The organism is Rhizobacter sp. P3_B12 (genome assembly GCF_056402895.1).
The window spans coordinates 1-4,740 of the sequence record NZ_JBFUGN010000467.1 but is presented as its reverse complement, the minus strand read 5'-3'; the positions used below and the strand labels follow the sequence as shown (position 1 = coordinate 4,740).

General features: G+C 68.9%; 6 protein-coding genes. 1 reads left to right on the top strand and 5 read right to left on the bottom strand.

All coding sequences use genetic code 11. From position 1 onward, the window contains the following. The 3 genes from AC1D01_RS21355 to AC1D01_RS21345 all read right to left on the bottom strand — a co-directional run. Nucleotides 1-289, bottom strand: a 289-nt coding sequence (locus AC1D01_RS21355; protein ID WP_477869830.1) for an ABC transporter permease subunit, incomplete at its 3' end; no start/stop codon positions are given. Next, entirely contained in the window at nucleotides 286-1,146 is an 861-nt protein-coding gene (locus AC1D01_RS21350; RefSeq protein ID WP_477869828.1) for a branched-chain amino acid ABC transporter permease, read from the bottom strand. The genes AC1D01_RS21355 and AC1D01_RS21350, both read right to left, overlap by 4 nt. Before the next feature lie 2 nt (nucleotides 1,147-1,148). Next, complete coding sequence (locus AC1D01_RS21345) at nucleotides 1,149-2,333, bottom strand: ABC transporter substrate-binding protein (protein WP_477869826.1); 1,185 nt, start codon at nucleotides 2,331-2,333, stop codon at nucleotides 1,149-1,151. Nucleotides 2,334-2,489: 156 nt separating this feature from the next. Here AC1D01_RS21345 and AC1D01_RS21340 point away from each other — a divergent pair, with 156 nt between their 5' ends. Further along, the gene (locus tag AC1D01_RS21340) at nucleotides 2,490-3,599 is read left to right on the top strand and encodes a 5-methyltetrahydropteroyltriglutamate--homocysteine S-methyltransferase (RefSeq protein ID WP_477869824.1); all 1,110 of its coding nucleotides are present in this window, start codon (nucleotides 2,490-2,492) and stop codon (nucleotides 3,597-3,599) included. 51 nt (nucleotides 3,600-3,650) lie between these two features. On the opposite strand, the gene AC1D01_RS21335 is transcribed toward AC1D01_RS21340, so the two are convergent. Together AC1D01_RS21335 and AC1D01_RS21330 are read right to left on the bottom strand one after the other, a co-directional pair. Continuing rightward, on the bottom strand, nucleotides 3,651-4,313 hold the full coding sequence (locus AC1D01_RS21335) for a class I SAM-dependent methyltransferase (RefSeq protein WP_477869822.1): 663 nt from the start codon (nucleotides 4,311-4,313) through the stop codon (nucleotides 3,651-3,653). Between the two features lie 15 nt (nucleotides 4,314-4,328). Continuing rightward, the coding region (locus AC1D01_RS21330) for a siderophore-interacting protein (RefSeq protein WP_477869820.1) at nucleotides 4,329-4,740 on the bottom strand (412 nt) is incomplete at its 5' end.

The window sequence follows — 4,740 nt, the reverse complement described above, 5'->3', positions numbered from 1 at the left end:
CCGCCAGCCCGACCAGCGGATCGGGCATCACGTGCTTCGCGAACAGCGCCGCCGCGTAGGCGCCGAAGCCGAAGAACGCCGCATGCCCGAGCGACACGATGCCGGCGTAGCCCAGCACCRGGTCGAGCGACATCGCGAACAGCCCGAGGATCGCGATCTCGTTGAGCAGCAGCGCATGCTCGCCGGCGAACACGCAGGAGCCGAGCGCGACCAGCCCGAGCGCGAACTCCCACCAGCGCCAGGCCGAAGCGGCGGCCAGTGAATCGCGCACGCTGCCGCGTTCGGTCATCGGGCGGCGCTCCGCCCGAACAGCCCCTGCGGGCGCAGCGTGAGGATCACGATCATCAGYGTGTAGACGATGAAGGCGCCGAGCTTGGGCACGTAGTACTTGCCGAACACGTCGGCGATGCCCAGCAGCAGCGCGGCCAGCAGCGGGCCGGTGATGGTGGTGGTGCCGCCGACCGAGACGACGATCAGGAAATAGATCATGAACTTGAGCGGGAAGCTCGGGTCCAGCCCCAGCACCTCGGCACCGAGCGCACCGCCCAGCCCGGCCAGCCCCGAGCCGACCGCGAAGGTCAGCAGGAACACCTGGCTGGTGTTGATGCCCAGGCCCTGCGCGACGCGCGGATCGTCGACCGCGGCGCGCAGCCGGCTGCCGAAGCGGGTGCGCGTCAGCACCGCCTGCAGCGCGATCGTCAGCAGCGCGCACAGCACGATGATGAACAGCCGGTACTTGCCGATGCCGACCGCGGCGAAGTCGAAGCGGCCCTGCAGCCACGGCGGCACCTGGATCATCTGCTGCTGCGAGCCGATGATCCAGTCGACCGCCGTCACCGCCATGAACACCAGGCCGATCGAGAACAGCACCTGGTCGAGATGCGGCTTGGCGTACATCGGCCGGTACAGCGTGCGTTCGAGCAGCGCCCCGGCCAGCGCGGTGAGGATGAAGGCGGCCGGCAGCGTCGCGAGGAAGGGCACGCCCAGGCGGTTCATCAGCAGCACGGTGACGTAGCCGCCGGCCATCGCGAACGCGCCGTGCGCCAGGTTGACGAAGTTCATCAACCCGAGCGTGACCGCCAGCCCGACGGCCAGCACGAACAGCAGCATGCCGTAGGCGATGCCGTCGAACAGCAGCGTCAGCATGCCTACTTCGTCTTGCCCGGATCCTTCACGGCCTTCTGCACGTCGAACTCCTCGTTGAAGAGCTGGCCGTTCACCCGGGCGACGCGGCGGATGTAGACGTCCTGCACGATGTCGCGCGTCTGCGCATCGATCATCACCGGACCGCGCGGGCTCTCGAACACCTGGCCCTTCATCGCGGCCAGCAGCGCATCGCCACCGCCCGCGCCCTTGGTGGCCTCAAGCGCCTTCGTGATCACGCGCATGCCGTCGTAGCCGGCCACCGCCATGAAATTCGGGCGGAACTTGTTGGCCGCCTGGAAGGCCTCGACGAACTTCTTGTTGACCGCCGACGGGTGCGAGGCCGAGTAGTGGTGCGAGCTGACGATGTTCAGCGCGACGTCGCCMATGTCGTTGAGCTGGTCGTCATCGGTCACGTCGCCGGTGCAGATCAGGCGGATGCCCGACTTGTCGAGGCCGCGCTCGGCGAACTGCTTCATGAACGCCGCGCCCTGCCCGGACGGCAGGAACACGAACACCGCATCGGGGCTCAGGTCGCGCACCTTCTGCAGGAAGGGCGCGAAATCGGGGTTGCGCAGCGGCGAGCGGATCTCGCCGATGACCTCGCCGCCGTTCAGCTTGAAGCGGTCCCTGAAGGTCTTCTCGGCGTCGATGCCCGGCGCGTAGTCGGCCACCAGCGTCACCGCGCGCTTGATCTGGTTCTTGCTCGCCCATTCGGCGATGCCCAGCGTCACCTGCGGCAGCGTGAAGCTGGTGCGCACGATGTAGGGCGACTGCTCGGTGACGATCGACGTGGCCGCGGCGGTCACGACCATCGGCGTCTTGCTCTGCGTCGCGATCGGCGCGGTCGCGAGGGCCAGCGGCGTCAGGCCGAAGCCGGCCAGCACGTCGACCTTGTCGCTGACCACCAGCTCCTGCGCGATGCGGCGCGTCGCGTCGGCCACGCCGCCGTCGTCCTTGATGATCAGCTCGATCTTGCGGCCGGCGACCGTGCTGCCGTTCTGCGCCAGGTACAGCTTCGCGGCCGCCTCGATCTGCCGGCCGGTCGATGCCGACTGCCCGGTCATCGGGAGGATGAAGCCGATCTTGAACGGCTTGGCCTGCGCGAAGGCGGCGGATGGGAAAGCCAGGGGCAGGCTCGAGGCCAGCCCCGCCGCAGCGAGGTGCCGCAGGGCGGTGCGCTTGTGCATGCGTTTGTCTCCGTTGGGAAGGCGGTGGATGATGCAGCGAATCCGGGGCCGGATGCTAGCATCAAGGTTCGCATACAGCACCCGTGTTCTATATAAGAACATTGCAGCAGAAACGGGGGCATCGCGCATCGCGGTGAACCCTCACAGGAGACCTTGATGACCCAGCGTTCCGCAGCTCCTTTTCGCGCTGACCACGTCGGCAGCTTCCTGCGACCGAAGTATTTGCTGGAGGCCCGCGAGCGCTTCCGCCTGAAGGAGATCAGCGCGGCCGAACTGCGTGCGGTGGAAGACCGGGCGATCACCGAGATCGTGCGCTTCCAGGAGGACGTGGGCCTGCAGAGCATCACCGACGGCGAGTTCCGCCGCACCTACTTCCACATCGATTTCCTGGAGCAGCTGGGCGGCGTGAAGACCGACATCCCGGTGCTGGTGAAGAAGCCCGACGGCAGCGAGGAGCTCGCCCCGCCGGTGATGCGCGTGATCGACAAGGTGCGCCACGTGAAGGACATCCAGCGTGCCGACTTCGAGTACCTGAAGTCGCAGACGCGGCGCACGCCGAAGGTGACGATCCCGTCGCCGACGATGCTGCACTTCCGCGGCGGGCGCGCCGGCATCAGCCGCGAGCACTACCCGGACCTGGAGCCGTTCTACCAGGACGTGGCGAACGCCTACGGCGACGAACTGCGCTCGCTGGCGGCGGCCGGCGCGACCTATGTGCAGATGGACGACACCAACCTCGCCTACCTGTGCGACGACAAGATGCGCGAGGCGGCCCGCCAGCGCGGCGACGACCCCGACGAGCTGCCGCACCGCTACGCCGGTTTCATCAACCGCGTGGTGGCGCAGAAGCCGGCCGGCATGACGCTCGCGGTGCACCTGTGCCGCGGCAACTTCAAGAGCACCTGGGCGGCGCAGGGCGGCTACGAGCCGGTGGCGCAGGCGCTGCTGTCGGAGATGGACGTCGACGCGTACTTCCTCGAGTACGACGACGCGCGCAGCGGCGATTTCAGGCCGCTGCGCTTCCTGCCGAAGGGCAAGACGGTGGTGCTGGGTCTCGTGACAACCAAGCTCGGCGAGCTGGAGTCGAAGGACGAGCTGAAGCGCCGCATCGACGAGGCCGCGAAGTACGTGCCGCTGGAGCAGCTGTGCCTGTCGCCGCAATGCGGCTTCAGCAGCACGGTGCACGGCAACGACATCGCGGTGGAGGCGCAGCGGGCGAAGCTCAGATTGGTCGTGGAGACGGCCCAGGAGGTATGGGGTTCGTAGCCCGGATGCCAATCCGGGATGTGTCGGACAAATCCCGGATTGGCATCCGGGCTACCGTTTGCGCGCGAGTGTCAACCCGTCGCCGATCGGCAGCAGCGACAGGTCGACCCGCTCGTCGCGGTGCAGCTTGTCGTTCAGCGCCTGCAGCGCCGCGGTGTCGGTGCCTGCCGCGGCCGGGTGCGCCACGTCGCCGCCCCACAGCGTGTTGTCGATCGCGATCAGCCCGCCGGGGCGCAGCAGTTGCAGGCAGCGCTCCAGGTACCCGTCGTAGCTGCGCTTGTCGGCGTCGATGAACGCGAAGTCGTACTGCCCGGCCTCGCCGGCCGCGAGTCGCGCATCCAGCGTCTGCAGCGCCGGCGCGAGCTGCAGCTCGATCTTGTGCGCCACGCCCGCCTGCTGCCAGAACGGCCGGCCGACGCGGGTGTAGTCGTCGTTGATGTCGCAGGCGAGCAGCCGGCCGTCGTCGGGCAGCGCGAGCGCCACCGTCAGCGCGCTGTAGCCGGTGAACACGCCGACCTCGATCGCGCGGCGCGCGCCGATCAGGCGCACCAGCAGCGACATGAACTGCCCCTGCTCGGGCGAGATCTGCATCGACGCGTGCGGGTGCCGCCGCGTCGCCTCGCGCAGCGCGGCCTGCGCCGGGTGCTCGCGCACCGAATGGGCGATGACGTAGTCGAGCAGGTGGTCGTCGAGCGGCAAGGTCCGGTTTGACATGGCGTGTTCCTTTCTTCAATCGCCGAGGTTCTCGTGGTGCGCGACGACGCCGCGCTTCCAGTACGCGGCCGCGCGGATCGCGTGGCGGTCGTGGCCCTTCTCGTCGACCAGCACGCGGCGCAGCGCCGCCATCGTCGCGGCCTCGCCGGCGCACCAGGCGTAGCCGTCGCCGGGCGGCAGCGTGAGCGCGCGGGCCGCGGCGAGCAGCGCGTCGTCGCTGTCGACATGCTGCACCTGCAGCGCGGCGGCACTCGCCAGCGGGCGGCGATCCGCTGCATCGAGCTGCAGCAGCACGATCGCGCGCGTGCCGGCCGGCAGCTCCTCGAGCCGGCGCTCGATCGCCGGCAGCGCGCTCGCGTCGCCGATCAGCAGGTGCCAGTCGTAGTCGAGCGGGATGATGAACGAGCCGCGTGGGCCGGCCACCGTC

Bases quoted from the DNA above. Each gene is read 5' to 3' on its own strand.
- AC1D01_RS21335 (WP_477869822.1), bottom strand. From the start codon at position 4,313: ATGTCAAACCGGACCTTGCCGCTCGACGACCACCTGCTCGACTACGTC.
- AC1D01_RS21340 (WP_477869824.1), top strand. From the start codon at position 2,490: ATGACCCAGCGTTCCGCAGCTCCTTTTCGCGCTGACCACGTCGGCAGC.